This window comes from Desulfosediminicola sp. (assembly GCF_048381775.1).
Lineage (GTDB): Bacteria > Desulfobacterota > Desulfobulbia > Desulfobulbales > Desulfocapsaceae > Desulfopila > Desulfopila ganghwensis.
Genome location: NZ_JBLXGE010000011.1, coordinates 45303 through 72009, shown reverse-complemented (window position 1 = coordinate 72009; position 26707 = coordinate 45303). Strand labels below are relative to the sequence as shown.

Genomic DNA, 26707 nt, shown 5'->3' with positions numbered 1-26707 from the left:
AATAGTTCACAGGGAGGTTTTATGAAACATGTCCTTTTCACGGTTCTCCTGACATTCAACCTTTGCATAAGTCAGGTATACGGCAAAGAACTGGGCTATTATCTCGACCTGCTTGACAAGCATCCCAAGATTCAGGCCGTGCTCGAGCAGCATAACGCTCTTCAATACCAAGCCGAAGGAGCCATGGGGCTACCGGACCCATCGGTTTTCCTGGGGGTTGACAATGTCCCGATATCTGACCCGGCATTTGACCGATTTCTTCCCACCTCTAAAGTAATCGGCCTCTCACAGGATATCCCCAACCCCAAGGGCAGAAAGGCACAAAGAGACATTTTCCTCTCCACTGCCGGCAGTACGGAATTGCTGGCCGAGTACACCAGATCCCGTCTCCAGGCACTCTTTTTCACACGAATAGCCGAATTGCAGAGGGTGAATAAGCAGGCTGGATATGAGGAACAAAAGAAACTGATCATCGATCAACTGCAGGATTACTATGAAGGACAGATTGTTGCAGGTGAACCGATATATCAAAAGACCTTTCTGACAGAAATTGAACTCGCTGAAGTCGAACAAAAACTCAATTCCCTGCAAGCCGAGAAGGCTTTCATCGAGGCTGACCTGATCCAGCTGATTGGAGAAGTTCCCGAAATTGATGATCTCGACTTTGACGAGAAACTGTGGACAGGTGACCTGGGCGAACTGTATCCGGTCCAGCTCGCCGCCAGCAACATAGAGGTTGAAAAAGCCCGTGTCAATTTAGCCGACAGCAAATATTCACCAAATTTTGGCATGGTCGCGACCTATAAAATCAGAGAGGACGGTGAAAATGATTCATTTGATGGTGACGACTGGTTCTCTCTCCAATTCAGGATGACCATTCCTCTCTGGGCATCCAAAAATCAACATCCCAAACTTGAGGCGGCCCAAAGCGGCAGAAAAAGTGCCCAGCATATTTACGACGAGGCCATCAGGACCTGGCAAATGGAGACAACCCGCCTTTTGAGTGAAAAGCACTCATCTTTCCTCAACATAGAGGTTCTGCAAAAGAAAGACATGGCTCTTGAAAAGAAGATTGAAGCAATGGAGAGGACCTATTCGGCAGGCCAGACAAGTCTTGAACCTGTCCTCCAGGCGGAAATAGCACGGCTTTCCCTCCTGTCGCAGATTACCGGCGAAAAAACCCAGTACAGACGTATTGCTGAAGAACTCAACGCACACATAACACCTACAGATATCCATGAAACTTATTAAGCAATTTCAGGCTACTCGTGCCGCACTGTGTACTCTTACTCTCCTCTTTACCCTGCTGAGCGGATTCATCCACGCGGCAGAAACTCAATACACCTGCCCGATGCATCCGCACTATATCTCCGACTCCTTTGGCACCTGCCCGATCTGTGGCATGGATCTGGTGGAATTGGAAGGGGGGGCGGTTATCGAGGGAGATGAAGCGGAGCACGGTCTTACTTTGCCTCCCTACATGATTCAGCGCACAGGGGTTCGGATCAAACCGGCAGAAACAGCCTATTTTGGCAGATCCATCCGGAGTTTCGGCGAAGTGGTCGTCAACCAGAGGCTGCAAACCGATGTTTCGTTACGCGTGGAGGGGTGGATAGAGGAGTTGATCGTTAACGCCGAGGGCGATGAAGTGGAACCCGAATCATTGCTGTTTCGCTTTTACAGTCCACAGCTCATTGCCGCCCAACAGGACTATATTACAGCACTCTCCTCCGGTATCACCGACAGAGTCAGGGTGACAGAAGACAGACTGCGCTCTCTTGGTGTGCAGAAGAAAGTGGTTGAGGAGATACGAAACAGAAGACAGATCAAACCCAGCCTGCCGTACTACGCGGAGCAGAAAGGGAGCGTAGAAAACATCTCGATCCGTCAGGGAAGTTATTTGCGTCCCGGAGCTATTGCCATGCGAATTCAGAGCTATGAAAAGGTCTGGGTACGTGTCAACCTGGCCGAACAGGACATCTCATTCGTCAACCGGGAGAGTCGGGTAGATGTGGATTTTCCAAGCATCGGCATTCACCGGGAAAATGTAACAATCGATTACATTTCACCGGCGGTTGAAGAAGCCACCCGTACGGCGCAGATGCGTCTTATTCTGGAAAACCCCGACGGTATCATCCGCCCCGGTACCTATGTGGATGTGACAATCATGTCCGATATCAGACCCCGTCTGGCTGTTCCATACGAGAGCGTCCTGCAGAACAAGGAGGGAAGCTACGTGATCCTCGAACGTGGCGATGGAACCTATCAGGCACGGGAAATCTTGACAGGTCTGCAGTACAAGGGACTTATGGAGGTTCAGGCCGGTCTTGCAGAAGGTGACCAGGTTGTGGTCTCCGGCCAGTTTCTCATTGATTCTGAAAGTTCACTGCGTGAATCTTTTCGACGCATGGAAAAGCTGGCGCTCTCCCTTGCCGAATTGGATGTGAGCGAACACCAGCTTGTACTCCTCAATCATATGGTCGAGGGAACCCTCTACGTTCATGAGGAGCTTATAGCCGGCAGACTCCCCAATCCCCAGTTACTTGACGTTGCCGAACAATCTGCACAAAAGCTGTACCATGAGATGAAAGGAAGCAGGCTTGCCTTTGTGGCTGAGGATTTTCTCGCTACTTTACAAGACCGTGCCGGGATTATGACATTCAGTGGCTGGCGGGAGCTGCTTGCCGGCTCAGTAGAGGCTATCGAGCCCTGGGTTCTCGAGGGTCGCCCCCGCTATTACAACGAGCTTGGCCTGGCTTTTTTTACTACAGAAGACAGGCGTAGCTGGATACAGTTGGCCGGGGACATACAAAATCCTTTCGGCGATGATGTCACGGCACGCGAAATACCCCTTGATGACAATAACCTGAAAGGGTCAGAGGAGCACTCACATGCACAGTAACGAAAGTGAGAGCACCGGAGCCATCGCAAGTCTCATCGCCTGGTCGGTAAAGAATCAACTGCTGGTTGCTCTATTTGTCATTACCCTCCTGGTCGCAGGGATTCGCGCTCTGGGCGAGATGCCTCTTGATGCCATCCCGGACATGAGCGATACGCAGGTGATCATCCGCACCGACTTCGCAGGCCAGGCTCCACAGATTGTTGAGGACCTCGTTACCTACCCGCTTTCAACGACCATGCTCGGCCTGCCTCGCAGTAAAGCAGTGCGCGGGTTCTCCATGTTCGGTACCTCATTTGTCTATATCATTTTTGAGGACGGGGTTGACCAGTACTGGGCCCGGTCACGGGTTATTGAAGCGCTCTCCAAAATAGGGGCCGAATTGCCGGAGACAGCCCGTCCGCAGATTGGCCCGGATGCAACAGGTGTCGGCTGGGTATTTCAGTATGCCGTAATTGACCGGAACCAGAAATATGATCTGGCCCAACTGCGTAGCCTGCAAGACTGGTTTCTCCGTTATGAGTTAGCCACTGTGCCAGGCGTGGCCGAGGTCGCTTCGGTTGGCGGATTTGTAAAAGAGTACCAGGTCCTGGTAGATCCCAACCGGCTTCGCGCTTTTGATGTGCCGTTAGTCCGTTTGATCGAAGCTGTTCGTAAGGCTAGTGTAGAGGCGGGCGGCCGTGTTCTTGAACGGGGCGAAACAGAATATATCATCCGTTCCAAAGGCTATGCTGAAAACCTTGAGGATCTGCAGAAAATTGTCCTGTACTCGCGAAATAGCATTCCGGTTTTGCTCACTGATGTGGCTAGTGTTGTTGAGGGACCGGAACTGCGTCGGGGTGTTACCGAGCTCGATGGTGAAGGCGAGGTTGTGGCCGGCATCGTGGTAATGCGGGCCGGCGAGAATGCCCTAAACGTCATCCGCGGCATAGAAAAGAAGATAGATGAGATAAAAAGCGGCCTGCCTGAAGGTGTTGAGATTATCCCCGTCTACAACCGCGCCCCCCTTATAGAAGGTTCCATCTCCTATCTCCAGGATAAGCTGATAGAAGAAGGTATCGTCGTCGCAATGGTCTGTCTTGTATTCCTGCTCCATGCCCGCTCGGCCCTGGTGGCGATCATCACCCTGCCGCTGGCAATTCTCGCTGCTTTCATCGTTATGACGGCCCAGGGAATTACCGCCAATATCATGTCTCTTGGCGGCATTGCCATAGCCATCGGTGCAATGGTGGATGCATCCATCGTTATGGTGGAAAACGCCCACCGTAAACTCTCTGAGCTGGGAGGTACCATAAGTAAACGGGAAAGAGCTGAAGTAATTTTACAGGCGGCCCAGGAAGTAGGTCCCGGGCTGTTTTTTTCTCTATTGATAATCACCGTCTCCTTCCTGCCCGTCTTTGCCTTAACCGGACAATCCTATAAGCTTTTTTCTCCCCTTGCCTACACCAAGACCTATTCCATGGCCTTTGCCGCCCTGCTTTCGGTAACGCTGGTACCGGTGCTGATGCTCTGGCTGATCAGGGGGCGGATACGCAGAGAAGATGAAAACTGGATTAACCGATTTTTCATATTTATTTACAGGCCATTACTGGTACGAGCCCTTAAGTGGAAATGGCTGACCATAGTTCTTGCCCTGCTGATGCTCATTTCCATGGTTTATCCAGTCTCCAAAACCGGCTCTGAGTTCATGCCTGCCCTTTACGAGGGTGAGTTGTTGTACATGCCGACAACCTTACCCGGCATCTCGGTTACAAAGGCCAAAGAGATCCTGCAGAAGACCAACCTCCTGATTCGCTCCGTGCCGGAGGTGGAGATGGTTTTCGGTAAACTTGGTCGTGCCGAAACCGCTACAGATCCTGCCCCTGTCTCGATGATTGAGAGTTGGATTCGCCTGAAACCCAAAGAAGAATGGCGAGAAGGGTTGACCAAGGACGATCTGATTAAAGAACTCGACAAGAGGGTCAAGTTGCCGGGACTGGTCAACTCGTGGGGTTACCCCATCAAAATCCGTATGGATATGATTTCAACAGGTATCCGCACTCCCATCGGCATTAAAATTACCGGAGACAAGCTTGAAACAATTAACCGCCTGGCTCTTTCTGTAGAATCCGCAGTCAAGGATATAGATGGTACCCGATCTGTTTTCGCTGACCGGGTAACTGGTGGAAAATACCTGGAAATAACGCCGGACCGTGACAAGATAGCCCGTTACAACATAGATCTCGGCACTGTTCAAGCCATCATCGGCGCCGCCCTGGGCGGCAGCAGGGTAAGCGAGGTAGTACAGGGTAGAGAACGGTACAACATTATTGTCAGGTACGACAGGGCGTTCCGGGAAGACTTTGATGATCTCACCAATATTTTAGTGCCGAGCCCAATGGGTCAACACATACCACTGGGCCAATTAGCGGACGTTGAGTTTGTCGAAGGCCCCCCCATGATCAAGTCTGAAAACGCCCGGCTGACAGGTTGGGTTTTTGTGGACATCGACAGCAGGGATATTGGCAGCTATGTCGACGAGGCAAGGGATATTGTTAACCAAAAGGTTGCTCTTCCTCCCGGATATAACCTTATCTGGTCAGGTCAGTTCGAGCAGATGCAGGAAGCCGAGGAGCGAATGAGGATCGCAGTGCCTGCAACGATTCTTATAATTTTCACCTTGCTCATGCTGCATTTTGGCAGACTCGACAGGACATTGATGATTATGCTCTCTCTACCGTTCGGACTGATCGGTGGAGTGTGGGCAGTGCACCTTGCAGGCTATTACTTCTCAGTAGCGGTCGGTGTGGGTTTTATTGCCCTTGCCGGTATCGCAGTGGAGACGGGGGTGGTGATGTTGCTCTACATCGACCAACAGGTAAAGATGACCAAACCGGCAAACAGGAAAGAATTGCTGGATGCGATCATTTTCGGTGCCGCCCTCAGGGTAAGGCCCAAACTGATGACGGTTGCCACAACAATGATCGGCCTTACCCCCATTTTTATAACCGAAGGCCTGGGCTCCGATGTTATGCGCCGTATTGCCCTGCCAATGATAGGTGGCATGGGCAGCACAACGCTGCTCACACTTTTTATGATTCCTGTGGTCTACTTTATCTGGGAAGCGGGAAAACTGAAAAAAAGTGAGGGATGAGAGAAACTACATCGTATCAATATAAACAACATCCCAATCAACACATTCTACAACGAGGTGTATCATGCAATCTATGACAATCAAAGCAGTAATAGCGGCATTCGCCATTTCTCTTATCTCATCAGTGGCGATGGCTGATAAGCATGGTTCAATGCAGGGCCATGACTCTATGGATCACAGTGCAATGGATCAATCCCAAGGAAAGCAAGCCGAAATGAATCACGGTTCAATGGATCACGGTTCAATGGATCACAGTTCAATGGATCACGGCAAAATGGGAGATACTGCTGATGGAGACACCCCAGCAATAATGGGTGTCGGGGTTATCCACCAGGTCAGCAAGCTCAACAGGATGGTCAACATGACCCACGAGCCGATTCCGGCCCTGAACTGGCCGGAAATGACCATGGATCTGCCTGTGGCAAAATCTGTGGACCTGGGAAGCATCAAGGCCGGTGAGCAGGTTAAATTTCATCTTGAGCTTGGTCCTGACAACAAATATATCATCACGGATATCATGAAATAACCTTGATGTCCCTATTCCAATTGCAGCAGGAGCGACAACCTCTTATTGTCGATACCTGCTGCAAACGGAACTGGCCGTGGAATATTTGTAAGGCTCAGTTCTCTCCCGATTTTCTCTCTGTTTCCCCCCTTACTGTTATCGGATAGCATCTTAACCAGACCAGCCTGCTGAATGTTTTGGCTTGGCAGTGCAAACCGTCAATCTAAGAAGGCTCTGCACCTGTCAGGTGGAGAGAATGATTTGGTATGGGAAATGAATACTCTATGATTTAAAATCAGCTGAAACGATGTTGTAGCGCCGCATGATTCGTTGTAATCCCTGGCGTTCCAGACCGCAGGCTGCGGCAGCATTGGTCACGTTTCCCTGATGTTCCTGCAGAAGATTACGCAGATATCCCACTGAAAAGCGCCTGAGAATTTCAGATTTGGCATCATTGTAATGGATTGGATACAGATCCTCAAACCGCTCTGTCTTATTGGCAGAATCAGTTTCGCCTTCACCATTTTCTGCAATACCGCTATCTCCAATCAATACTATTCGTTTGATGGTATTCCGTAGTTCGCGGATGTTTCCCGGCCAGTTGTTCGAGTAAAGATATTGCAGGGTCTTGGGAGATATTTCAGCTTCCGGCCGGTTGTAATGATCTTTGAAGTATGAGAGATAATGGTGAATAAGCAACGGGACATCTTCCGACATCTCACGCAAACTCGGCATTGTAATGGTGACGACGTTTAGGCGGTAAAAGAGATCTTCCCTGAATTCTCCTGCCTCTATCTTTGCCTCAAGATCCTGATTGGTAGAAGCAACCACCCTGGCATCGATCTTCATGGTTTTATTCTGGCCAAGCGGCTGAATCTCTTTTTCCTGCAACACCCGCAAAAGTTTGGTCTGCACAGAGACAGGGATATCCGCAATTTCGTCCAGCAGGATAGTTGAGCGGTCAGCTTCCAGAAACAACCCCTTTTTCGCCTGCACTGCCCCTGTAAATGCACCTTTTGAGTACCCGAAAAGTTCACTCTCAAGAATATGCTCAGGAAGTGCGGGACAATTCACTGTTACCATCGTATGGTTTTTACGATTGCTGAGATTATGCAGGGCTCGGGCAGCAACTTCTTTCCCCGTCCCGCTTTCACCGCGAATCAGCACCGTTGCATCCGTGTCGGCAACTCTTTTGATGAGGTCGAGAGCGCGCTTTAAGGCAGGGCTTTTACCTACAAATCCTTCAGGTTGAGCAATAGTGTTGAGCTGATTCTGTAATCGCTGATTCGTTCGAAGCAGGGCTGTGCGCTCGAGTCCTTTTTTGGCGATATGAACAATATGATTCTGATCAAACGGTTTCTCCAGAAAATCATATGCACCATCTTTTAGCGCCTGCACGGCCATATCTATGGTGCCGTAGCCCGTCATGATTATGACTGAAATCGTGGCGTCATGTTCGCGAACTTTTTTAAGCAGCTCCAAGCCGTCCAGGTCCGGCATCTTGATGTCGGTTACAATGACGTCCGGATGTGAATTTTTGAGTTTTTCAAGAGCAACCCTACCTGAAGCAGCGGTAATAACATCGCAACGGCATTTTTTTTGGATTACAAGCCGTAGCATGGCGAGCATATCCGGCTCATCATCGACTATCATGACCAGTTTGGGGCTTAATTGGGGTTTATTGCTATCGCTGGTCATGTGTTTCCGGTGTTTTTTTGGGCTGCTAAAAATTGAAAGTATTTTTGTATAAACCTGCCGGATACAACATCAGTCAGCTGCACCTGCGGAAGAGATGTATTACTGCTCACGTCAAAGACCGCGCTGAATATTTCTTTTGAAAGATTCTCCAGTTCAGCCTGAATTGTTTTCTCTACTGCAGTCACATCATGATCATGCAGCCTGCAGCTTACAGGTCTGAATTGATGCAGCAGGCAGGCGACATCGCGGTACAGCGGGCAGGTTACCTCGCTGGCTGTTGTTGTATTGTTTATAGCCTGTTTGTCCCCTGTAGAAAATGTTTTTTGTGGGCGACTGAATTGATCAATCAGATTGTTTCGCTGGTCGATGCTGAGGAATACATTAATCTTGGTATGAAGGTAGAGGGCTTCGATCAGGTACAAGTTGATTTCGCCGTCACAATGACTGCAAGCTGGCGGAGTTGTACATTCAGAACATTCAGGAAAGCGGGAACGTAATGACTCGAGTAGCAGTTCGTAGCGCAGGAAAAACGGTTCAAGGTCATCATTCTTTCTGTTTTCAGGAGTGGGCTCCTGCAGGGAAAGCTGACCTTCTTTTTTGCCGAATTTTCTGAGTAACCACCACTGGGAAAAATTCGTCGGTGTCGCCCGTGTGCTCTTAAGCATTTTTCCGGCTTTATTTAAACTGAAGCCGCGGCGAAGCAAATAGGCTGTAACAAATGTGCCGGTTCTGCCGATTCCATGACGGCAGTGGACAAGAACTTTTTTACCAAGGTAAACTGCCTCATCAAGCCATTCAAGCCCTTTTTCCATCTCGTCCATGGATGGTGCTGTTTCATCAGGGATTGGAATCCAGAAAACCTCAAAACCGGCCTGCTCTTCAAGTTCATGTAAGTCGCTGAACTCACCGCAAAGGTTGACTATCGCATCTATTCCCTGCTCTTTGAGCCCGCCAAGTTCGTCGTAGGACATGGGTGCCCGTGATACTACGAGATTATCCGTTATCCAGAATAACGGATAATCTACCATTTTCAGATCAGCCTTTTTCATCAGCGCGCTTTTCCTGTAATAGCGTGGGATTTCTGCTAAACACTAATTATCCCTCCTGTGAAAATGAATAGCGGCCAGCAAAGAAATCTGCAGCACACGACTGAACCATTTCATCATCTTCAAGCACCATATCCATGAGTTTGGTTGCACCGAGGAGACGCCCAAGCATATCCAGTTTTTCTTCCATGATTTCTACGGCAAGCCCGGAAAGTTTTGCCTCAAGTAAATCGCCTTTTACAACTACATGAAAACCAAGTTGTTTCAGGACCAGATGTATAAATTCTATACGCAGTGATCTATGCCAAAAGTCACCACCACCTCCGGCAAAGCGAAGCATACAGTGATTTTCTGCACTGTTCTCACTGCAGAGAACGTCTACAATGGTGAAGTGATAACCGAATCGAATATTGAAGTGGAGGTAGTCTTTGCTGATAACGGCGTAACTGGCAAAGGCAAAGCTATCTTTTTTCGGAGGGACAGCACCGGATAATTCAATTCGTTCATAGGCTTCCCAATCAAAAGGTTTCTGTTTCCACTTGACATCAGGATGGCTTAATCCCCGCCACAAAGCATGAAAAGGTATGGATTTGATGGCTGCAAGCTCCACAGGAGTGTTTGTTGAACCAGCAGATGACATTCCGCCACCCACGTCAAAAAGATAAACATCAATTGGAATATCGGCTGCAAAACGAACTGCGCCACGCGCAGACCCTGGCTTTCCGGTAGAAAAGAGCGCCTGAAGGCCTTTTTCATGACAGAAACGGATGATGTCGTGCATAGAGCGACATCCTTCAGGAGTAAAGTTTTCGGCAGTCGGGTCGATGAGCTCAAGAGGTGCTATAAATTTCAGCATTTCTCCTATAACACGCCGGTATTTATTACCTGTGACAGGACGTTGCTTTTTATTCAGTAACTCTTCAACTCTTCCTGGATATACGGTTCCCCTAAAGCCATCCACAGTGACAAGGTCCCCGGTAGTAAAACGTGTATATGCATCATCAATAGCGCTGAGAAACGGTACTCCAAATTCACGGGCCACAGTTGCAAAATGGCTGGCCCGACTGCCACTCTGACTCAGGACTGCTGAAACCCTGTGAATGATTTTCACATAATCGGGAGGAGTATTGAGGCATACAAGTACGGCACCGGATGGAATGTCATCTAAATTATGGTATTCATCCAGCCTGTAAATTATGCCTGAGGCTGTTCCTGCAGATGCACACTCGCAGTTGTCTACAAGTGCGTTTGCATTGTGTTTATGGATTACAAGCTGCTCTTCCGAATCTTGGAGTATTGAATTATGTAGTGATCTGGCCTGCAGGATAAATATTTTGTCAGAGGCATCAACTGCCCACTCGATATCCTGTGGAGTCTGGTAATACTTTTCAATATCGATAGCCAGAGCCGAAATTTTGCGAATGTGCATTTCGGCAATCTCTGAACAGGCTTCTGAACATTTCCTGATGTCGTGTGGTGCTGTACGCTGCACCAGAAATTGAGCTGGGGTAGCCCTGCCACCGACCAGTTCTTCACCGATTCCATCAATCACATGAAGATGTATGCTGTCCCGTTTTTTGCTCAAGTCAAGAATGTCACTGGTGTATGCAACTCCACTGAATTTTGCGGGAATCATCTTCATCACCAGTACAGACATGGTGGTCTCTTCATCTCCCCACCCCTGGCGAATACGGTAATACATGGCACCCGGCGAATATTTGGAAGCGAGTACATCTTTATACGCTTTCAATACTCCTGCTCTGCTGACGTTGAGAACCGTTTCGAACTGGCCTGCAAATGAACTGTCACCATCTTCTCCCAGCGCACTGCTTCTGACAGCGACATGCAGGACCTGATTGCCTTCGGCAAGTGTATCAAAACCTGAAAGTATGTCCTGCTCAAGGTCTGCTGGTGTGACTCCTGAAGTGATCAGCTCAAAGAGTTGCTTCGAGGTACTTGAGAGTGATTCAGCAGAGTGTATATCAAGGCTTGCCAGCAAGCCATCGATCGTCTCTCTAAAATTGTTGTGCTCTATGAACCGGTGAAAACTGTTGGTGGTAATAACAAATGCTTCAGGAACATCTATATTCAGTTCGTTTTGCAGCGTGGCCAGATGTTGAGCTTTGTTGCCGACACAGTCAATGTTCTCAGCTATCGAGTCCAGTGTCAGAATGTATGGTGGAGTGGTAGGTGTTCGGGGAGGTTCCAGGAGAAAGCGGGTGTAAAAATCGAATTTCTTATGGTAATTCCTGAGAGCGGAATATTTGCCTGGCTCCATCAATTCAAGCGCATCAAGCATTGCTGAAACATCAGCGGAGAACAGCCTGAAACGTTCTCGTACCCTGGCATAATCCTCAGGCTGTTCGCTATAAAGCAACTCCTGAAGTTCCGCCATCTGCTCGTGGCAGCGAACGTCGTACTGCAGGAGTTTTTTGAGCGCCTCATACTGTTCGCGCAACAGAGTGCCCGGTGCCAGAAGTTGATAACTCCAGCGTTTAAGAAGTGACGTTATCAACATAGTGAATGCAGAGGAATTATGTCTGAATTGTATTGTTATCTTCTGCTTGAGCTATGACAACATATGTAGTGATCAGCATCCCGATTCTTCGGTATGGGGCTTTACCGACCCGAAAGAGGTACTGGTTAATTTCCCAATGATCTTTGGAATAGCATACCACAGCAGATATCCTGCAATGATGGAGATTATGTACCAGACTACTGCACCAACAAAAATCGGCTCACCACTTGTTGACGGCAATTGAGTAACATATCCCCGGCCGAAAAATTCCAGCAGACGCTCAGCTCGATAAAATTCGTTAATGAAGGCGAACATGAAAAATATCGGCATAACTCTTCTGGCGAGGCCAAGAAGAAAACCTTCAAAAAAATAGTCGTAATATGCCCGGTTCAGTTCAGCCTGATCGATATTACGAGCCAGTCGTTTACCTTTTTCGCGGTCTTCGCACTTTAACGCTTCCTGACGCAACTGGAACCAGTGCTGGAAGTTTTTTTCTAACTCCCCATAACGCTTGGTAACAATAATGCGATTGAGAACTTTGGTGACGGCTATGGTACAGAGTGCCAATAAGCTTATCAGCACAACAGGGCCTAAAAAATGCAGATGTTGCAGCACTCCATCAAGGCTATTGCCGAGGAACTGAATTCCGGCCTCAATATATTCCCATAATCTATCTAGAAAATCTTCCATCCTGAATACTCGCTTTTAAAGTTTTCCGGCGGAGTAACGTTTGGGGTACTCCGACCTTTTTGTTACGTAGCATATTTTTACCACAGACATTGCAGAAAAAAAGTTCTGTAGCAAAAATATGGTACGTATCGCATGAGGTCGCCGGGCTCAATCCCCGGCGACCTCTATTCTTATCTACTCAATTATATCCATACTTCGATCTTGAAGAAACGGAAGAAGAGGAAAAAGAGAGTGATTGCAAGAACAACCTTGAGCTGCATCTCGCTAAAAAATTTCTGAGCACGACTACCGAGCATACCGCCGGCAAAACCACCGATGATGATTGCACCCGCAAGTACCCAGTCAGGCCAGTAACCGATCATGACATAACCGAAGAAGGAACCGATAGATGAGAAACAGGTTCCGATCAGGGAGATCGGTACAGCAACGTACATTGGCAACGCGCCAAGAGTGGTCATTGCAGGTACGAGGAGGAAACCACCACCAATACCGAAAGAGCGGGAGACGATACCGATAATAATACCAAGGAATGCAAAGAGCAGCGGGTTAATGCGGAACTCTTCTCCCCAGAACTTGAAACGGTAATCGGTGAGGCCGGTCTTTACAGGTTCGATTGAACCCATCTCCATAGCGTCGCCGGTCTCTTTGGCTTTCTTTACTGCGGCGTTGAACTTCTGGGTCATTGCCTTGATGTTCTTACGCTTGTTCATCGCCTTTGGGGTCATCTCCGTGAGGGTCTTGATACCCATGATGACAACCAGAACTGCGAGCCACTCTTTGTATGCCTGCATTGGCAGCAGAGCAGAAACGTATTTACCGAGCCAGATGGAACCGATGAAAATACCGACACCAAAAGAGATACCTACAGGCCATGCAACACGCTTCTCAACAACAGCAAACCGGTAAAAAGAACCGAGTGGGGAGAAGAGAGTAAGCGCCATGTTGGAAGGCTTGAGTACGTTAGCCGCGTTGACACCAACAGGACCCATGGTGTTAACAACGAGTACCTGGAAAGCAGCCATCAACATACCACCGGCAGCACCGATCATGGAGAAGTAGGTGCCCACAAGAATAGCACCAATCACGATCCAGAGAGGGTTCATGTAACGGTAACCTTTTTTCAGCCAGAATCCTTTTCCTTCAAGGCTGAAAGAGTCGGCTTTGGCACCGTTTACATACACATCAAATTGAGTATCTGGCGGAGTGTGACGAAAGGAGGCAAAAGTTGCGGTAAATTTACCAGTCTCTTTGTCGAGATTGATCTTGGTACCTTTGTCCCAGTAGTTGGTGCTCGAATCGTCGCCAAGTACGGTTCTTGAGAAGATAACGATCTTACCAACACGGTTACCTTCTTTTACAATGGTGTTGATACCGTAGCTGGACTCATTTGCCCACTTCAGGAATTTCCACTGTTCTTCGGTCTTGATCGGGCCAAGACCTGTTTTGGCATCAGCGTCGATTGCGTTGAAATCATCGTTGAGCAGGTAACTGTAGGTTGAATAGAGACCTTTGGTGCGACCTTTGCCAAGAAAAACAGACGGTCCACCGAATCTGGTGTCATCTACGCGCTTACCGAAAGCAGTTGGGTTGCTGGTCAAGACGTAATAGAGAGGTGGAATGGAGGTGTCCATACCAAAACCACTTTTTGCAGTCTGTTTAGTAAACTTGCTTTTCTCGTGGGGCATGGTCGCATCGCCGGGTTTGAACTCGTCCTGCTGAGCGATTGCGAGATACAGTTCTTTACCTGGCTCGATGGAGCCTTCGATGGTAACGGTGTCTCCAACGCTACCATTAGTGGTTATTTTTGTTTCGGCAAACGAAAGACTGTAGCTTGCCAGGAAAAACAGGGCAAGACTTGCCACTGCAATAAATGGAATTCGCCTTTTACTCATTCTCTTTTCTCCTTTAATCATTAAAAATTTGTTACGCGTATGCAATTGGGTTGAATTGTTTTTGCGAAACACCTCCCGTAAAATTGATGATCATAAGTTGTGTTTAAGTTGCTGACTTTTAGCGGCGATCCAGGCGCCGAAGAACGTAAAGATAAGCGATGCTACACCTGATATGAGATACCGGTTCATATCCAGTAACTGCTCCCATGGACAGAACAGCGTAATGATTGTGCCCCCTGCAATGGTTAAAATGACTGCAAAGCTGAAAAGCGCTAATTTCTTCATGGGATAGGTTCCCCACTTCTCAGCCACCCCGTAACCGCCCCCGGCAGCGTTGAAACCGATGAGCACAGGAAGGGTCCATGGAAGGTTGGAGGGCACCACAATCAAGGAGAGAAATGCGAGTAAAATGACGATTCCCACAATAGCTGTTGAAAGAGCGTAGATAAAAATTCCCACCGGTGATTTGAAAATGTTTTTCACCGTTTCCACGATTACCCGTGCTCCGCCTTCATATGCATCAATCATCTTTTGCTCCTCGTTTCAGTTCGACAATGCGTGCATCACCGGCATATTCCTGCGATGTAAAACCGGTCACTGCGGTCATTTCCCGCGTGAGATCGGCAATGTTTTTCAAGTTGCGGATGATCATTTCCAGATCTTCCACCAGATCTTCTGACTCAAGGTCATCTTTAAGTAACTGAGCTGAGCCAAGGGCAGCAAAGAGAGGGCTGTTGAGCTGGTGTGCAGCTGTACCCGCCATCTCGATTACGCCCTGGAGTTTCATACGCTCCATTTTTTCCTGTTCGAGAAGTTTCTGATCTGTGATATCCCGAACCGCTTCGATAACAAATTCTACCTCGCCGTTATCATCGATAATGGGTGTGAGGTGTCGCTCGAACCAGGTCGTTTTATTTTTCAGTTCAAGCTGTTCGAGTACTGCTACCGGTGCCTTGCCTGCAAACACCTGATCTAGTGCTAAATCGGCTGCATCGCCAGTGGACCAGGGAGAGACATCTTTATAGGCACCGCCGAGTGCTTCGCTCTCCTTTAGTCGCTGGGTTTGCAGAAACATCTTGTTGGCCATGACCACACGTTTATCCGTGCTTAAAACAAGCAGCTGCATCCATAACGAATCCATGATGGTCTGCAGAAATCGCTCGTGCTCCTCGATCTGGTTGAAGAGCAGTGTGATTTTTCTATAAAGCCGTGCTTTTTCGATGGCGTTGCCGCCTTCTTCAGCCACGGTCATGGCAAAACTTATTTCACCGGGTGTGAAAAAGTGGTGCTCTGTAGTGAGCAGTCGCAATACACCAATAATCTCGCGCTCGTTCCGAATGGGGAGCACAAGAATTGATTTGATACCTTCTTTTCGTATGGCCTCGTGATAATCGACCCGGGGATCAGTTGTTGCATCATAGATCGATACAGGCTCACCCTTTAACACCTTGAATATCGAATCTTCCCTGCTGATAGATCCCCGTTGCAGATATTCGTCCGAGAGCCCGGAGGCGGCAGCCATTTCAAGCCTGTTTGTTGCCGGATGCAACAAGCGAATAGTGCACCCCTTAACGCCCATGATGGTCGGGAGTTTTTCGACGATAGTGGCAAGAACCTGATCAAGATCGAGGGTTGAGTTGACCAGTCGCGAGATTTGCGTAAGTTCCTGCAGAAATTTCACCTGACTTTCAAGTTCGTTATAAAAACGGGTCTTAGTGATTGCGATTCCCACCTGCTCGGTAAGCGACATGGCAAACCCAATTTCCTGTTCAGGAAAAGTCCGCGACTGCCTGGTGAGTAACCTCAGGATTCCGATTACTTTTTTCTGATAGAGGATTGGCAGCGAGAGAGCGCTTTTTACCCCCTCTCGCTGAATGTACTCACAGCTGTCATGGTCACAGGATATGTCGATATCATTTCTCGCAGTTGGATGGCCCTGTTTCAGTTCGGCCATAACCTCATGCGAATCGATAGTTGCACGGGACAGATATTCATCAGAAACTCCATATGCGGCACCAAGCAGAAAGGTATCAGACCCCTCATCCAGAAGCCGTATGGTTGCGGCATCAACTTCAAGCAGTTGAGGTAGCCGGCGCACCACCAGATCCATAACTTCCTGAGGATCATGGGCCATGCTTATGAGGCGGGTGACTTCCTGAAAGACCTTAAGGAATCCCTGCTCTTTATGTGTTTCTGTCTTGATCATGCAACTATCCCGTTACCACTGAAATTGCCTTTTAAAGCAATTTCAGCAGTCAGTTATATACTGGGCTACCTTGAGTGGATTTTATTTGAGTTATACTGGTTGTAGTTCAACCAACTTCAGTGCATGAGTGGTGCACTTCGCGACGCAGGCGGGTTTGAGGCCTTCATCGATTCTATCCATGCACAGGTCACATTTAACAGCCTTGTTGTCGTCAGGATTCTGCACCGGGATATCCCACGGGCAGGATTTTTGACAGGCCATGCAGCCGATGCATTTTTCCTGGTCGATATAGACGATGCCGTCAGCCCGCTGTACCATCGCGTCGGTAGGACAGACCGGAACACAGAGCGGGTCTTCACAATGACGACAACTTGAGAAAGTGATCTCGGTTTTGGGAACACCGCCCACCATCTGTAAAGGGGTACAGCTGATATCGCAGAGGAAAGGGCCGACCGGTAATCTTTTATTTACCTTGCAGTGCACCTCACAGCCATGGCAGGCAATGCATCTGCGACTATTGAGATGGATTGAATATTTTTTCACAGTGCGATTCTCCTCTTGGTGTTGCGGATACTCTTTTTTACATGGACAAAAACTTCGCAGAGATTGACTCCACCTCCGGCCTGATCCCAGTCGTCGAGTTTGCCGACCATCAGTTTCTGGTCGCTGAGCCCGGCTCTGAAGCTTCTTGTCTGGCGCGGAATATCCTTGCCGAAACCATGAACTGTGAAAACTGCTTCAGGGTGAACATGATCAGTGACATGGGCGGCAACGGTAGCGCTGTAGGATTTATCCGCAGAAGCGACCTCAAGCAAATCCCCTGATTCTATGCCAAGTTTTTTCGCCTGTTTGGTATGAATCCAGACGGTATTGGTGGGCATAAGCTCAGAGAGCAGTGGATTGTTAATGGTGTGTCCCTGAGTGTGTACAGCGATTTTGCCGTAGATCAGGCGGAACATTCCTTTTTCCGGTGCTTCGGGTGACTCATACTCTTTAAGTGAAGGCAGGCCGGCTTTAGTCAGTTTTTCGCTCACAATCTCAATCTTGCCGCTCGGTGTTTTGAACTGGGCATCAAGATTGTCGCGGTCAAAGAAGACCGGGGTGTCGATCATCTCGACAAAGCCCTTTTCGTCAAAATCAGCCATGGTGTAACCGGTTGGCTCAAGCTGCCATTGCCAGATATCTTCTATGGTCTTGAACGGGAAGGTCTCTTCCAAGCCGAGGCGTGATGCAAGCTCGCAGAAAATCTCCCAGTTAGCCTTGGTATCGTATTTGGGCTCAATAGCCTTGCGACGTAATGCCAGACGAGGCTTGAGACCTTTCTGCTGAACAATCGGAGTATCCCGCTCCAGATAGGTCGACTCAGGCAGGATGATATCGCTGTACCAGCCGAATTCGCTGTAGTTGGTATCGATGGAAACCAGCAGATCACACTTATCCATTGCCAGCTTCTGTTGCTCAGGATCAGGCATGCCACTGAACGGATCATGACGCATGGCGATCCAGGCCTTGATCGGGTACGGATCTTCTTTCAGCATATTGTTAAAGAAGAGATGCGCCAGTCCCGGCCCTTTATCAAAGTGGTTGTACTCCCAGCCTACACCATCACCGCGTTTGATATCAGGTTTGCCAAGATCGATGTTGCGAATGCCTTTCTTGCCGCAGTCGCCTGCGCCTTTTGGGATAAAGAGACCACCTTTCATCTCGATATTACCCATCAGCACATTCAGGATATGCATTGCACGACTGGCATAGAACGAATCTTTATAACGAGCGAGGTTCCAACCCGGATGAAAGATGACATGTGGTGCGTCTTCAGCAATCTCATCGACAAACGCAAGAATGTTTTTCTCCTTAACACCACATTCTTTGGCTGCCCATGCCGGTGTATATTGCTCAACAAATGCACAGAGCTCCTCAAAACCGCTCACATATTTTTCGATGAATTTCTTATCGAATAACTCACGCTTAATAACCTCATGGATAACTCCGAGGGCTAGTGCGTAGTCGGTTCCCGGTCGTACCTGAAAAAAGCGGGTGGCTTTGGCACCTGTCATGGTCTGGCGTACGTCTGCGTAGGTAAGGCGACCGCCTTTATCGAGCATGTCGAGGGTCTGATGATTCTCGGCGATTCGAAGTGCAGAGAACATATCGCGCCCAAACAGGACAAGATGTTTGGCATTCTTGATATCGTAGGCAAACCCTTTACGACCAACTCCGTTGATTGAGAGGCTGGCGTGATGGGTGTTACGACCACAGGTACAGTCATGGTTGGTGTAGTTTGGCGAGCCGAATGCATGAATAAACGCTTTATACATTGCCTGCCACGGACCACCACGGGAGGAGAGAACAACAGATTCAGCTCCATGCTCTCTCTTTATGGTGCTGAGTTTGTCAGCAACATAGTCAAAGGCCTCGTCCCAGCTCGCTTCACGCCAGCGCCCTGCCCCACGGTCGCCAACTCGAATAAGTGGTTGCTGCGGTCGTTCAGAGTCTTCAACAAGCGCGGGACCAGCTGAACCTTTAGCACACAGTGCACCACCAAGCAGGTGAGGATTTCCCTCAATCCAGGTGATCGTGTTGTCTTCTGACTCCACACGAATAGGGCAGCGCACGGTGCACATGCCGCATAGGGAGTAGACTGACTTTTTCATGTAACTCTCCTCGTTCATTTCCTGATATTTGCGAACTCAGATCGCTAAAACCTGAGCCACTTTCTCTTCTAATTCCGTTTTATCTATAGGCTTCACGCAATATTCCTTCGCCCCAAGCTCAAGCGCTTCACGTGCGGTTTCAATAGTCGGGTATCCGGTCAGCATGATGGCCTTCAATAGTGGATCTATTTTCTTCAACTCTTTCAGCACATCGACACCGCTCATCTTTTTCAATTTGATATCGAGGATAGCGAGGTCTACAGGGTGCCCTTTTACGAAATCAATGGCCTCTTCCTCTCCTGTAAAGGTGTGGACGGTATGGCCCTGTCTTTCGAGAATTTTTTTGACCAGTATCGCTGCATCAAGTACGTCGTCTAATGCAAGTATTTCCGCCATGGTGCTATTGTTCCTATAGTAAAGTGGAAGGGTTTAATGTCTTAATCGGCAGTATGATTTGAAACTCTGCGCCGGATATTTCTTCGTTGCTCTCAGGGTCTGAAAGAGGACTGTTAACGGTGATGCTGCCCCCATGCTCCTGAATAATTCCGTATGTTACTGAGAGACCGAGGCCGGTGCCCTTTCCAACTTCTTTAGTTGTGAAAAACGGATTGAAAATTTTGTTTATGATTGTGGCCGGAATGCCTGAGCCAGTATCTCTCACGCATATTTTGATGTGACTCTCATCATGATCTGTTGTTACGATGATCTTGCCACCTTCCGGCATGGCATACTGGGCGTTGTTAAAGAGGTTGATAAATACCTGCTGTATTTTTTCGGCATCTCCAAATACGTCAGGGAGAGTCTGGTCAAGAGTTCGTATTATTTCGATTTTGTTGATATTGAGTGTGTGCTCGGTAACAGAGAGAACATCGTTAATGATGGTATTTATGTTGATGCAGGATTTCACGCTCTCAGATTGGCGCGAAAATTTCAGGAGATCAGCAACAATTCGACGGCATGCCTTGGTCTGCCGCTCTATGACCCGCATATTCTCATGGGTGTCGGTGCCACTCTCAAAGTCATCCAGCATAAGCTGGGTGTAGCCCAGGATAATGCCGAGCGGAGTGTTGATCTCATGAGCAACTCCGGCAGCCATTTCACCGACTGAAGCCATCTTTTCATGATTGATGAGCTGCTCGGTAATCGTTTTCAGCCGGGTCATATCTTTACCGATCCCCTCACAGCCTATGATGTTGCCGCGTTTATCGTGGATCGCATTTGCTGATAGCAGCAGGTGACGGGGAACACCGTCGCTTCCTACACATTCCATTTCAAGATCGCTGATAAATCCCTTTTCCCGAAGAGTGGTCAGGTAGAGATCGAGTACTGCAGGATCGTTAAAAAGCTCGTGAAAATTTATTGATTCTGCATGCTCGGATAAACCAAGCATTTTCAGGCCGCTGTTATTGATATTTGTGATATGGCCATTGATGTCGCAGAAATAGACGATGTCTTTTGAATTCTCAAAAAAGTTGCGAAATTTCTTTTCTGATTGTGAGAGATCCCTTGTTCGTGCTTCAACGATGGTCTCCAGTCCGCTATTCAGCTGTTGAAGCTCCTCCGCATTGGAGGCGAGTTTCTGATTGGCGACGGCAAGTTTCTCCGCTTCAGTCCTGATCGCTTTGTATGCAGCCAGTCCTTTATGGTAATAGATGATTACCGCAGCGACAGAGATCATCAGCATCGTGTTAAAACCGCCTGAAAACGGGGCAAGTTTATACCATGTCTCAATATTGCCTGAATGAACAAGGCTGATCCGAACAATGTGACCGACACCTCGTGAAATAGAAAAAGCGGCCATTGCAATTGAGAAATACCAGAGAAAACCCCAGATAAAATTGTCCGGCTGAAGTTTTGCCAATGCCCTGGCATAGGCTAACGCAATAAAGGCAAGTATTATTGCCAGTGCTGATCCTACAAATTCTACTATGATTGCAGGTAATAGTGATAAACCGGTCATTTTTGGGCCTCCGCTAATGCCTGCTTGTAAAGAGTCCTGAGACTGATCACGAGGGCAAACAAGGCAGGAACAACCAAAAAATGATCCATCTTGGTTAAGTAATAGAGGATCTTTATAAAGCTGAGAGGGAACGCAAGCTGCTGACTCCAGCTGTTTTTATCGATAAAGTCCTGTGATGTGAGATACTCAAGCGCTTCGTGGCCGGTAACTGCCACCACGTTCCAGCAAAAGAGAAGAATGCAAAACAGTTGAAAAGCCTTCCATCCTTTACTCGTTAACTCCTGTGTACGCCGGGTATGCCAGTACAAATAGGCAAGAGCCGCCATAAAAAGGGTATGTGCCATCTGGTGCACGTATATCCCTTCCGGCGGGCCGTGGGACTGCAAAGCCCAGGCGGCATCCGAAGAGCCTACCAATAAAAGAACGATAGTAGGTATGAGTATGAGATTTCGAGTATTCATAATTTCCTTTGCTTTGAACTTTATAGAGCACCTTCCGTGCCACTTATTCTAAACATTAAAGGTAGATTTGTGATATTCACGCAGTAACAAATGTTTATTGAGAAAAAAATGAATTTCACAGCGGAAGATGGTGAGCAATGGTGCTGTTGCAGTAATTAAAGTGCAACACAATTGTTGCAATCAACAATGGATCAGAGTGGAAGAAGGGGACGCGATGGACATCGAAAGTCGTATTACTGCTATAGAGTATAATAAATACAAGGCACTACTGAGTGCATCAAAAACGTTGCGCTGTGGGGAGAACTTCTCTGGCGGGAGCAGTTTGCTGAAGGTTTTGAATGTGTCTGGGGGGATAGTGCAGTAAAAATGTTGCACCTTGTTGATTACGAGGCGGTCTCTGGCTGGTTTGCTGAAACCGCCTTGCAGACAAGGTATAAACAGATATTCATCGCAACATGCCTTGTGCGATCATCTATCAGGCGGCAGTGAGTTGCCCCTGCCGATTGAGCGTATTGACCGCTCACTTCTTATCGATTGGGCCAGCAACCAAGAAGGGAGATGCCTCGATTTTTTCAGCTGACATCATAGTGACAATTCTTTTTATAGAACTGAGGATCATGAGTTGCTCCCAATCTTCAAGAGCATGAAATGATTTGGTAAAGTCATCTTGCAATGGCGACGGTGCATCTTGCAGCAGTTGCCTTCCAATTTCAGTTATTGAGATAAGGGATCGGCGCTTATCCTGATCTGACTTTCTTCTCGTAATAAGGTCTTTTTTCTCCAAACGCGTCAGGATTTCGGTGACAGTTCCCTGGCTCAGTGAAACTGATTTTGATAATTCAGATACCGAGAGGGAGTCGAAATGTGACAATGCCTGTAGAATTACCAACTGTGGACTTGTTATTCCCGCCGTCTTAAAAAGATATTTAGAGTGAAGGTCAATTGCCTGCGTTATTTTTCGTAACCCTATCAGTAACTCTTTGCTCCGCTGGCTCGTATCGTTGTTCAAACCATTCTCCATGTTTCCTGTGGAAATCGTATCCTGTTATCTACAAGGCAGCCCAACGATTATTGGGGAACCAACGAGACTTCCTGGCGGCAGCCTCTTTACCCATCATTTCGTATACATAAAACAGATATACCTTTTGTTCAGTTTCTTTATAAACCTGTCTTTGTGATTCTCATAACATTTTTTCACTCACCCCGAAACTCCGCAATCAATGCCCAGAAACCAGATGCGCTAAAGCGCTGTAACTCACCCAGTCAAAATATTGATAAGCGACTTGCCATAGCCCCCCTGAATCCGAGTCTGCTGGCTTAATACAAACTCTTGCCGTCAACAGGTACGGTTCAACACGATTACTCCTCGGAGATTCAGACCGATCATTTTTTTCCCGCTCCCTTCATCATAATGGAAATGCCCCAACCGATTTCACTCATTTTCCTGGATTTTTACCTGCAGTGGTTGCCGGCAGTCGAGATGGACATCCCGCTGCGGGAACGGGATGCTAATATCAGCCTCACCGAACAGTCGATTGATCTCACGATGAATCTCCGTTGTGGTGGAAAGCCTGTAATCAATATTGTCGATATAAGCCCGCAAGGTAAGATTCAGGGAATTATCACCGAAGCTTTCAAAATTTACACGGGGCGGCGGATCTACCAGTACATGTTCCTGCTTCTCGGCTACCTGCAGGATTAACTCCATTGCTTTATCCACATCACTGCCGTAGGCTATGCCGATCACGACATAAATACGTGTCACCTGATCATCCAGAGACCAGTTCAGCAGACGTCCGGTTATGAATTCTTTATTGGGAACCAGCAATTCCTTCATGTCCCAGTTGCGAATGGTCGTTGCCCGAATACGGATCTTGGTTACAACACCATCCGTATCCCCGATAGTAACGATATCCCCCACCCTCACCGGCTGCTCAAAAAGAATTATCAAGCCACTGATAAAATTGGCAATTATCTCCTGCAGGCCAAAACCTATACCTACACCCAGTGCCGCAATCAGCCACTGCAACTGCGACCACTGGGCACCGATAGTATTGAGCACCAGCACCACTCCAACCGTAATTATTGTATAATTTGTGAGTGAGATTACTGTATAACGATCGCTGTGGGTCATAGTGGTACGACGAAGCAGGATAATCTCCAACAGTGCCGGCAAGCGCCTGGCCACCATGGTGACCATCATCGCATAAATGATTGCCAAACCAAAATCAGCCAGAGTAATCGGCAGCTGTTTTTCCACACCGGCCTCTGTTACGGTGTTGTTCCACAGCACCACTTCGTCTAAAATTTTCAATGCCGGCAAAAAAGATGACCAGACCATATAGAAACCAAACAAACCCGTAAGAAATACTGCAAGAGTTACGAATTCCCTGGTCTCACTCGCAAGAGCAGCCACATCAACCTCCGGTTCCTCAAACTGCATGGCTGCTTCCTCATCGCCTTCCGTTTCTGCTTCCTCAAGTTCCTCAAGCCGGGCCTTTCGTTTCTCCTGCAAAGCCTCGTAGTTCATTCTCCTGCGAACCACCATGAGCCATCTCAGCAGTAGTGCATTCAAGAGTATAAGCCCCAGCATCAGCAGCAAGGTATTGCCAAACATGTCAGCTACCACCTCCACCGAGTAGAGGTAGCCGGAGAAGGCCAGGAATATCAAGGCAATCGGGAAGAAAATCAGCAGAAAAAACAAGATTGGATAGGAGCTCATTATCATCCCCGAGGCATGTTCATCCTCACGCAGGTGGGAGAGCACTCCTTTAGCCGGATGCAATATGCGGTAGAGAAAAATTATCAGGGCAAGATACGTAATGAGAAAACCGAGACGGGCAAGAATTCCACCAGCATTTTCCGGATGCAATTTCACCGATACCAAAACCAGCAACCCGACCGGGATAATAATGATAAGAAATCGATCCAGTTCAATTCTAAGAAACTTCAGTTTTTCTTTAGGCCAGCGAAAATGTACCTCGGCCAGCCCTTTTGGCATACAGACACCGTGGAAAAAGCGCAGAAAGAAGAGGTAGCTAAAAATTGCAATGAACGTCTCTCCGAGATTCGTGACCTGTACATTATCACCAGAGTTTTGCAGCAACCAACCCATTGTTACCAACACCAAGGGTGCCGGCAATCTCAGCAGCGCTGTCAACAGCAAAACTGTAATGGTATTGCCCATGCTGTCTGTGGTAGGCCTACCGACAATCTTTGCTTTTTCTTCAATTGCGCGGATAATCGCTTTTCGCATAATAACCAGGCAAAAAGCGAGCGCAAGAACCAACCAGAATATCGGCTTTTTAAAGACATGCACCTTCACCACATTTACCCAAAAGGCAAAGGGCATTATGTGATAGAGCTCACGTACCTCGCGCGGCAGGTCAAGAAAGTCTACCAACTTCGTCGGCTCCGCATTACGCAACCACAATAGATTTTGCTGCAGAAATTGTTGATAAGCTTTGACCGTGCCCACCAGCTTTCGTTCTTCATCATTGAGCTGATTCAAGCCTTCGAGATACAGCTCAATCATATCCATAGCTTTGATGAGCAGCTGTTTTCGCAATTCAACCTGGGGACGAATCTGGTTAAACAACGCCTCACTTTTTTCTTCCCGTGCTTCTTCCGCAAGCTGGTTCATGAACAACTTCATATCAACCATGCGCCGTGCTTCTGCCTGAAGACGCAGGCGCAACACCTCCGATTCGGCTATCTGACCATCACGCTTGCGGACTTCGTCAGTCTTCTCCTCCAGTTCCGGGAGATACTTTTTTTGCGCTAATAAGACTTTACCGAGTCCTTCGGTGAGACCACTCGACTCTAAAGTAGTACGTGCGTCCTCTAAATTTGCAGCGACTCTGGCATTAAGTTTCATGGCCAGTTCCTGGTCCCTGGCCAGAGTCTCCAACTGAGCTGCCATCGTATTTATTTGTTTCGTCAGCTCGGCATTCTCAGCTGAGAGTTGCACCAGAACAGGGTTCCCCCCCCTGGCCTGTCTCTCTACCCTCTCAACCTCACGCTGCACCATCTCGGCCTCAGCCAACCGCTCGCTATTCAATCGCTCATTTATCGTAGCCACCCGTTGATTGATCAGCTCCACCTTAGCAGCCTGCCGTTTGAGCCGTGCTTCAAGCAAAGAGGTTCGATAAGGTTTGCTCAACAATTCCTCATTGAGCATACCAATTTCTGTACTCAGCGCCACAAACCCTGTTTCATAGACCCAGCGCCGCGCTTCACCCACAGCACCCTCACCAGCAGATGCCTGCAGGGCAGCCTCCACTTCATCCTGTTCCTGCTCAGCCTCCGCCAGCCGATTCGATATCACGACAGGACGTGTATTCATATAATTGAGGCGGCGGGACAGATCTGTGCTGGTGGCATTTGCTGCTGCCAGCTCGGCCTGCTGGCTTTGCAGCAGCTGGACCAGCTCGTCCAACCGCCCGCTCAGCTCCTCCCCCATCCCCTCTACCGGTTCCTGTTGCTGTTGCTCAAGCTCGAAGATATCTGCCTGTATCGACTTTATCTGCTCAGATACAGTCTGTGTTTCTTTGCGAAAAGCCTCTGTCGCTTCAAGGTTCGATTTAATATTCTGCAGATTACTTAATGACTTACGGTACAGGTCAAGCAATTCTTTCTTTTGATCCTCAGTTAAATCCGTTGCTGACTCGACCTCATCAATGTTGGCCCTCAGGGTTTCTGCGGTAACCAATGCAGGGGGAAGCTGTGCCTCAATTTCCTCGGCTGCCAGTGCCGCGCACAAGATACCAGGTATTGAGGGAGAATTTTCTGCTATGATATTCAGCGAACAGGAAAGAACGGTAAAAATAACAGCAAACAGCAGTGCCCTCGTACTTTTTACCCGTTTATAGGAAATGTTAGCGGATGATGTGGATGATGAACAAAGGGACGGATCAATGTCATCTGAATCATCGGGTAGATGCGGAAGGTTCCTGTGAAGCGATGGCAGGATTTTTATGGATTCTCTGCACTCTCTGCCACCACCGGGGTGAACATGCAGCATAGCTCCGGCTCCAACCGGCGAT

Annotated in this window: 18 protein-coding genes; 4 read left to right on the top strand and 14 right to left on the bottom strand. The window is 48.2% G+C overall.

Annotated elements, in window-relative coordinates; genetic code table 11:
• Window positions 1-21: 21 nt before the first annotated feature.
• From ACN5NT_RS17305 to ACN5NT_RS17290, 4 genes are all read left to right on the top strand, one after another.
• Window positions 22-1251, top strand: coding sequence for a TolC family protein (locus ACN5NT_RS17305; protein WP_419176263.1), 1230 nt, complete (start codon window positions 22-24; stop codon window positions 1249-1251).
• Window positions 1238-2902 carry an efflux RND transporter periplasmic adaptor subunit gene (locus ACN5NT_RS17300; protein WP_419176262.1) on the top strand — a complete coding sequence of 555 codons (1665 nt, stop codon included), beginning with the start codon at window positions 1238-1240 and terminating at the stop codon, window positions 2900-2902. Before ACN5NT_RS17305 ends, ACN5NT_RS17300 begins: the two co-directional genes overlap by 14 nt.
• A complete protein-coding gene (locus ACN5NT_RS17295; RefSeq protein ID WP_419176261.1) occupies window positions 2892-6032 on the top strand; it encodes an efflux RND transporter permease subunit in 3141 nt (1046 codons plus the stop codon). The genes ACN5NT_RS17300 and ACN5NT_RS17295 overlap by 11 nt, the downstream gene beginning before the upstream one ends.
• A 64-nt stretch (window positions 6033-6096) precedes the next feature.
• Window positions 6097-6558, top strand: coding sequence for a copper-binding protein (locus ACN5NT_RS17290; RefSeq protein ID WP_419176260.1), 462 nt, complete (start codon window positions 6097-6099; stop codon window positions 6556-6558).
• 261 nt (window positions 6559-6819) lie between these two features.
• Here ACN5NT_RS17290 and ACN5NT_RS17285 read toward each other — a convergent pair whose 3' ends face one another.
• The 14 genes from ACN5NT_RS17285 to ACN5NT_RS17220 form a co-directional block, all read right to left on the bottom strand.
• Window positions 6820-8235 carry a sigma-54-dependent transcriptional regulator gene (locus ACN5NT_RS17285; RefSeq protein WP_419176259.1) on the bottom strand — a complete coding sequence of 472 codons (1416 nt, stop codon included), beginning with the start codon at window positions 8233-8235 and terminating at the stop codon, window positions 6820-6822.
• Window positions 8232-9284, bottom strand: a complete 1053-nt coding sequence (locus ACN5NT_RS17280; RefSeq protein ID WP_419176258.1) for a protein-tyrosine phosphatase family protein — start codon at window positions 9282-9284, stop codon at window positions 8232-8234. Before ACN5NT_RS17280 ends, ACN5NT_RS17285 begins: the two co-directional genes overlap by 4 nt.
• A 46-nt stretch (window positions 9285-9330) precedes the next feature.
• On the bottom strand, window positions 9331-11799 hold the full coding sequence (locus ACN5NT_RS17275; protein ID WP_419176257.1) for a PEP/pyruvate-binding domain-containing protein: 2469 nt from the start codon (window positions 11797-11799) through the stop codon (window positions 9331-9333).
• Between the two features lie 72 nt (window positions 11800-11871).
• A complete protein-coding gene (locus tag ACN5NT_RS17270) occupies window positions 11872-12489 on the bottom strand; it encodes a hypothetical protein (protein ID WP_419176256.1) in 618 nt (205 codons plus the stop codon).
• 182 nt (window positions 12490-12671) lie between these two features.
• Complete coding sequence (locus tag ACN5NT_RS17265) at window positions 12672-14381, bottom strand: sulfite exporter TauE/SafE family protein (RefSeq protein WP_419176255.1); 1710 nt, start codon at window positions 14379-14381, stop codon at window positions 12672-12674.
• A 90-nt stretch (window positions 14382-14471) separates the two neighbouring features.
• A complete protein-coding gene (locus ACN5NT_RS17260; protein ID WP_419176254.1) occupies window positions 14472-14909 on the bottom strand; it encodes a hypothetical protein in 438 nt (145 codons plus the stop codon).
• Window positions 14902-16587, bottom strand: coding sequence for a GAF domain-containing protein (locus ACN5NT_RS17255; RefSeq protein WP_419176253.1), 1686 nt, complete (start codon window positions 16585-16587; stop codon window positions 14902-14904). Before ACN5NT_RS17255 ends, ACN5NT_RS17260 begins: the two co-directional genes overlap by 8 nt.
• Before the next feature lie 90 nt (window positions 16588-16677).
• Entirely contained in the window at window positions 16678-17130 is a 453-nt protein-coding gene (locus ACN5NT_RS17250) for a 4Fe-4S dicluster domain-containing protein (RefSeq protein ID WP_136798358.1), read from the bottom strand.
• Entirely contained in the window at window positions 17127-19241 is a 2115-nt protein-coding gene (locus ACN5NT_RS17245; protein ID WP_136798359.1) for a molybdopterin-dependent oxidoreductase, read from the bottom strand. The genes ACN5NT_RS17250 and ACN5NT_RS17245 overlap by 4 nt, the downstream gene beginning before the upstream one ends.
• A 36-nt stretch (window positions 19242-19277) precedes the next feature.
• Window positions 19278-19637: a response regulator gene (locus ACN5NT_RS17240; RefSeq protein WP_136798360.1), complete on the bottom strand. Its 360-nt coding sequence runs from the start codon at window positions 19635-19637 to the stop codon at window positions 19278-19280.
• A 13-nt stretch (window positions 19638-19650) separates the two neighbouring features.
• Complete coding sequence (locus ACN5NT_RS17235) at window positions 19651-21201, bottom strand: two-component system sensor histidine kinase NtrB (protein WP_136798361.1); 1551 nt, start codon at window positions 21199-21201, stop codon at window positions 19651-19653.
• Window positions 21198-21662 (bottom strand): hypothetical protein, encoded by a 465-nt coding sequence (locus tag ACN5NT_RS17230; RefSeq protein WP_136798362.1) that lies wholly within the window; start codon window positions 21660-21662, stop codon window positions 21198-21200. Before ACN5NT_RS17230 ends, ACN5NT_RS17235 begins: the two co-directional genes overlap by 4 nt.
• A 520-nt stretch (window positions 21663-22182) precedes the next feature.
• Window positions 22183-22671 (bottom strand): MarR family winged helix-turn-helix transcriptional regulator, encoded by a 489-nt coding sequence (locus tag ACN5NT_RS17225; protein WP_419176252.1) that lies wholly within the window; start codon window positions 22669-22671, stop codon window positions 22183-22185.
• Window positions 22672-23094: 423 nt separating this feature from the next.
• The gene (locus tag ACN5NT_RS17220) at window positions 23095-26685 is read right to left on the bottom strand and encodes a mechanosensitive ion channel domain-containing protein (RefSeq protein ID WP_419176251.1); all 3591 of its coding nucleotides are present in this window, start codon (window positions 26683-26685) and stop codon (window positions 23095-23097) included.
• Window positions 26686-26707: the final 22 nt, after the last annotated feature.

Excerpts from the sequence above, each read along its gene's own strand:
- ACN5NT_RS17305 (WP_419176263.1), top strand. The coding sequence starts at position 22 with ATGAAACATGTCCTTTTCACGGTTCTCCTGACATTCAACCTTTGCATA.
- ACN5NT_RS17300 (WP_419176262.1), top strand. The coding sequence starts at position 1,238 with ATGAAACTTATTAAGCAATTTCAGGCTACTCGTGCCGCACTGTGTACT.
- ACN5NT_RS17295 (WP_419176261.1), top strand. The coding sequence starts at position 2,892 with ATGCACAGTAACGAAAGTGAGAGCACCGGAGCCATCGCAAGTCTCATC.
- ACN5NT_RS17290 (WP_419176260.1), top strand. The coding sequence starts at position 6,097 with ATGCAATCTATGACAATCAAAGCAGTAATAGCGGCATTCGCCATTTCT.
- ACN5NT_RS17285 (WP_419176259.1), bottom strand. The coding sequence starts at position 8,235 with ATGACCAGCGATAGCAATAAACCCCAATTAAGCCCCAAACTGGTCATG.
- ACN5NT_RS17280 (WP_419176258.1), bottom strand. The coding sequence starts at position 9,284 with ATGAAAAAGGCTGATCTGAAAATGGTAGATTATCCGTTATTCTGGATA.
- ACN5NT_RS17275 (WP_419176257.1), bottom strand. The coding sequence starts at position 11,799 with ATGTTGATAACGTCACTTCTTAAACGCTGGAGTTATCAACTTCTGGCA.
- ACN5NT_RS17270 (WP_419176256.1), bottom strand. The coding sequence starts at position 12,489 with ATGGAAGATTTTCTAGATAGATTATGGGAATATATTGAGGCCGGAATT.
- ACN5NT_RS17265 (WP_419176255.1), bottom strand. The coding sequence starts at position 14,381 with ATGAGTAAAAGGCGAATTCCATTTATTGCAGTGGCAAGTCTTGCCCTG.
- ACN5NT_RS17260 (WP_419176254.1), bottom strand. The coding sequence starts at position 14,909 with ATGATTGATGCATATGAAGGCGGAGCACGGGTAATCGTGGAAACGGTG.
- ACN5NT_RS17255 (WP_419176253.1), bottom strand. The coding sequence starts at position 16,587 with ATGATCAAGACAGAAACACATAAAGAGCAGGGATTCCTTAAGGTCTTT.
- ACN5NT_RS17245 (WP_136798359.1), bottom strand. The coding sequence starts at position 19,241 with ATGAAAAAGTCAGTCTACTCCCTATGCGGCATGTGCACCGTGCGCTGC.
- ACN5NT_RS17240 (WP_136798360.1), bottom strand. The coding sequence starts at position 19,637 with ATGGCGGAAATACTTGCATTAGACGACGTACTTGATGCAGCGATACTG.
- ACN5NT_RS17235 (WP_136798361.1), bottom strand. The coding sequence starts at position 21,201 with ATGACCGGTTTATCACTATTACCTGCAATCATAGTAGAATTTGTAGGA.
- ACN5NT_RS17230 (WP_136798362.1), bottom strand. The coding sequence starts at position 21,662 with ATGAATACTCGAAATCTCATACTCATACCTACTATCGTTCTTTTATTG.
- ACN5NT_RS17220 (WP_419176251.1), bottom strand. The coding sequence starts at position 26,685 with ATGCTGCATGTTCACCCCGGTGGTGGCAGAGAGTGCAGAGAATCCATA.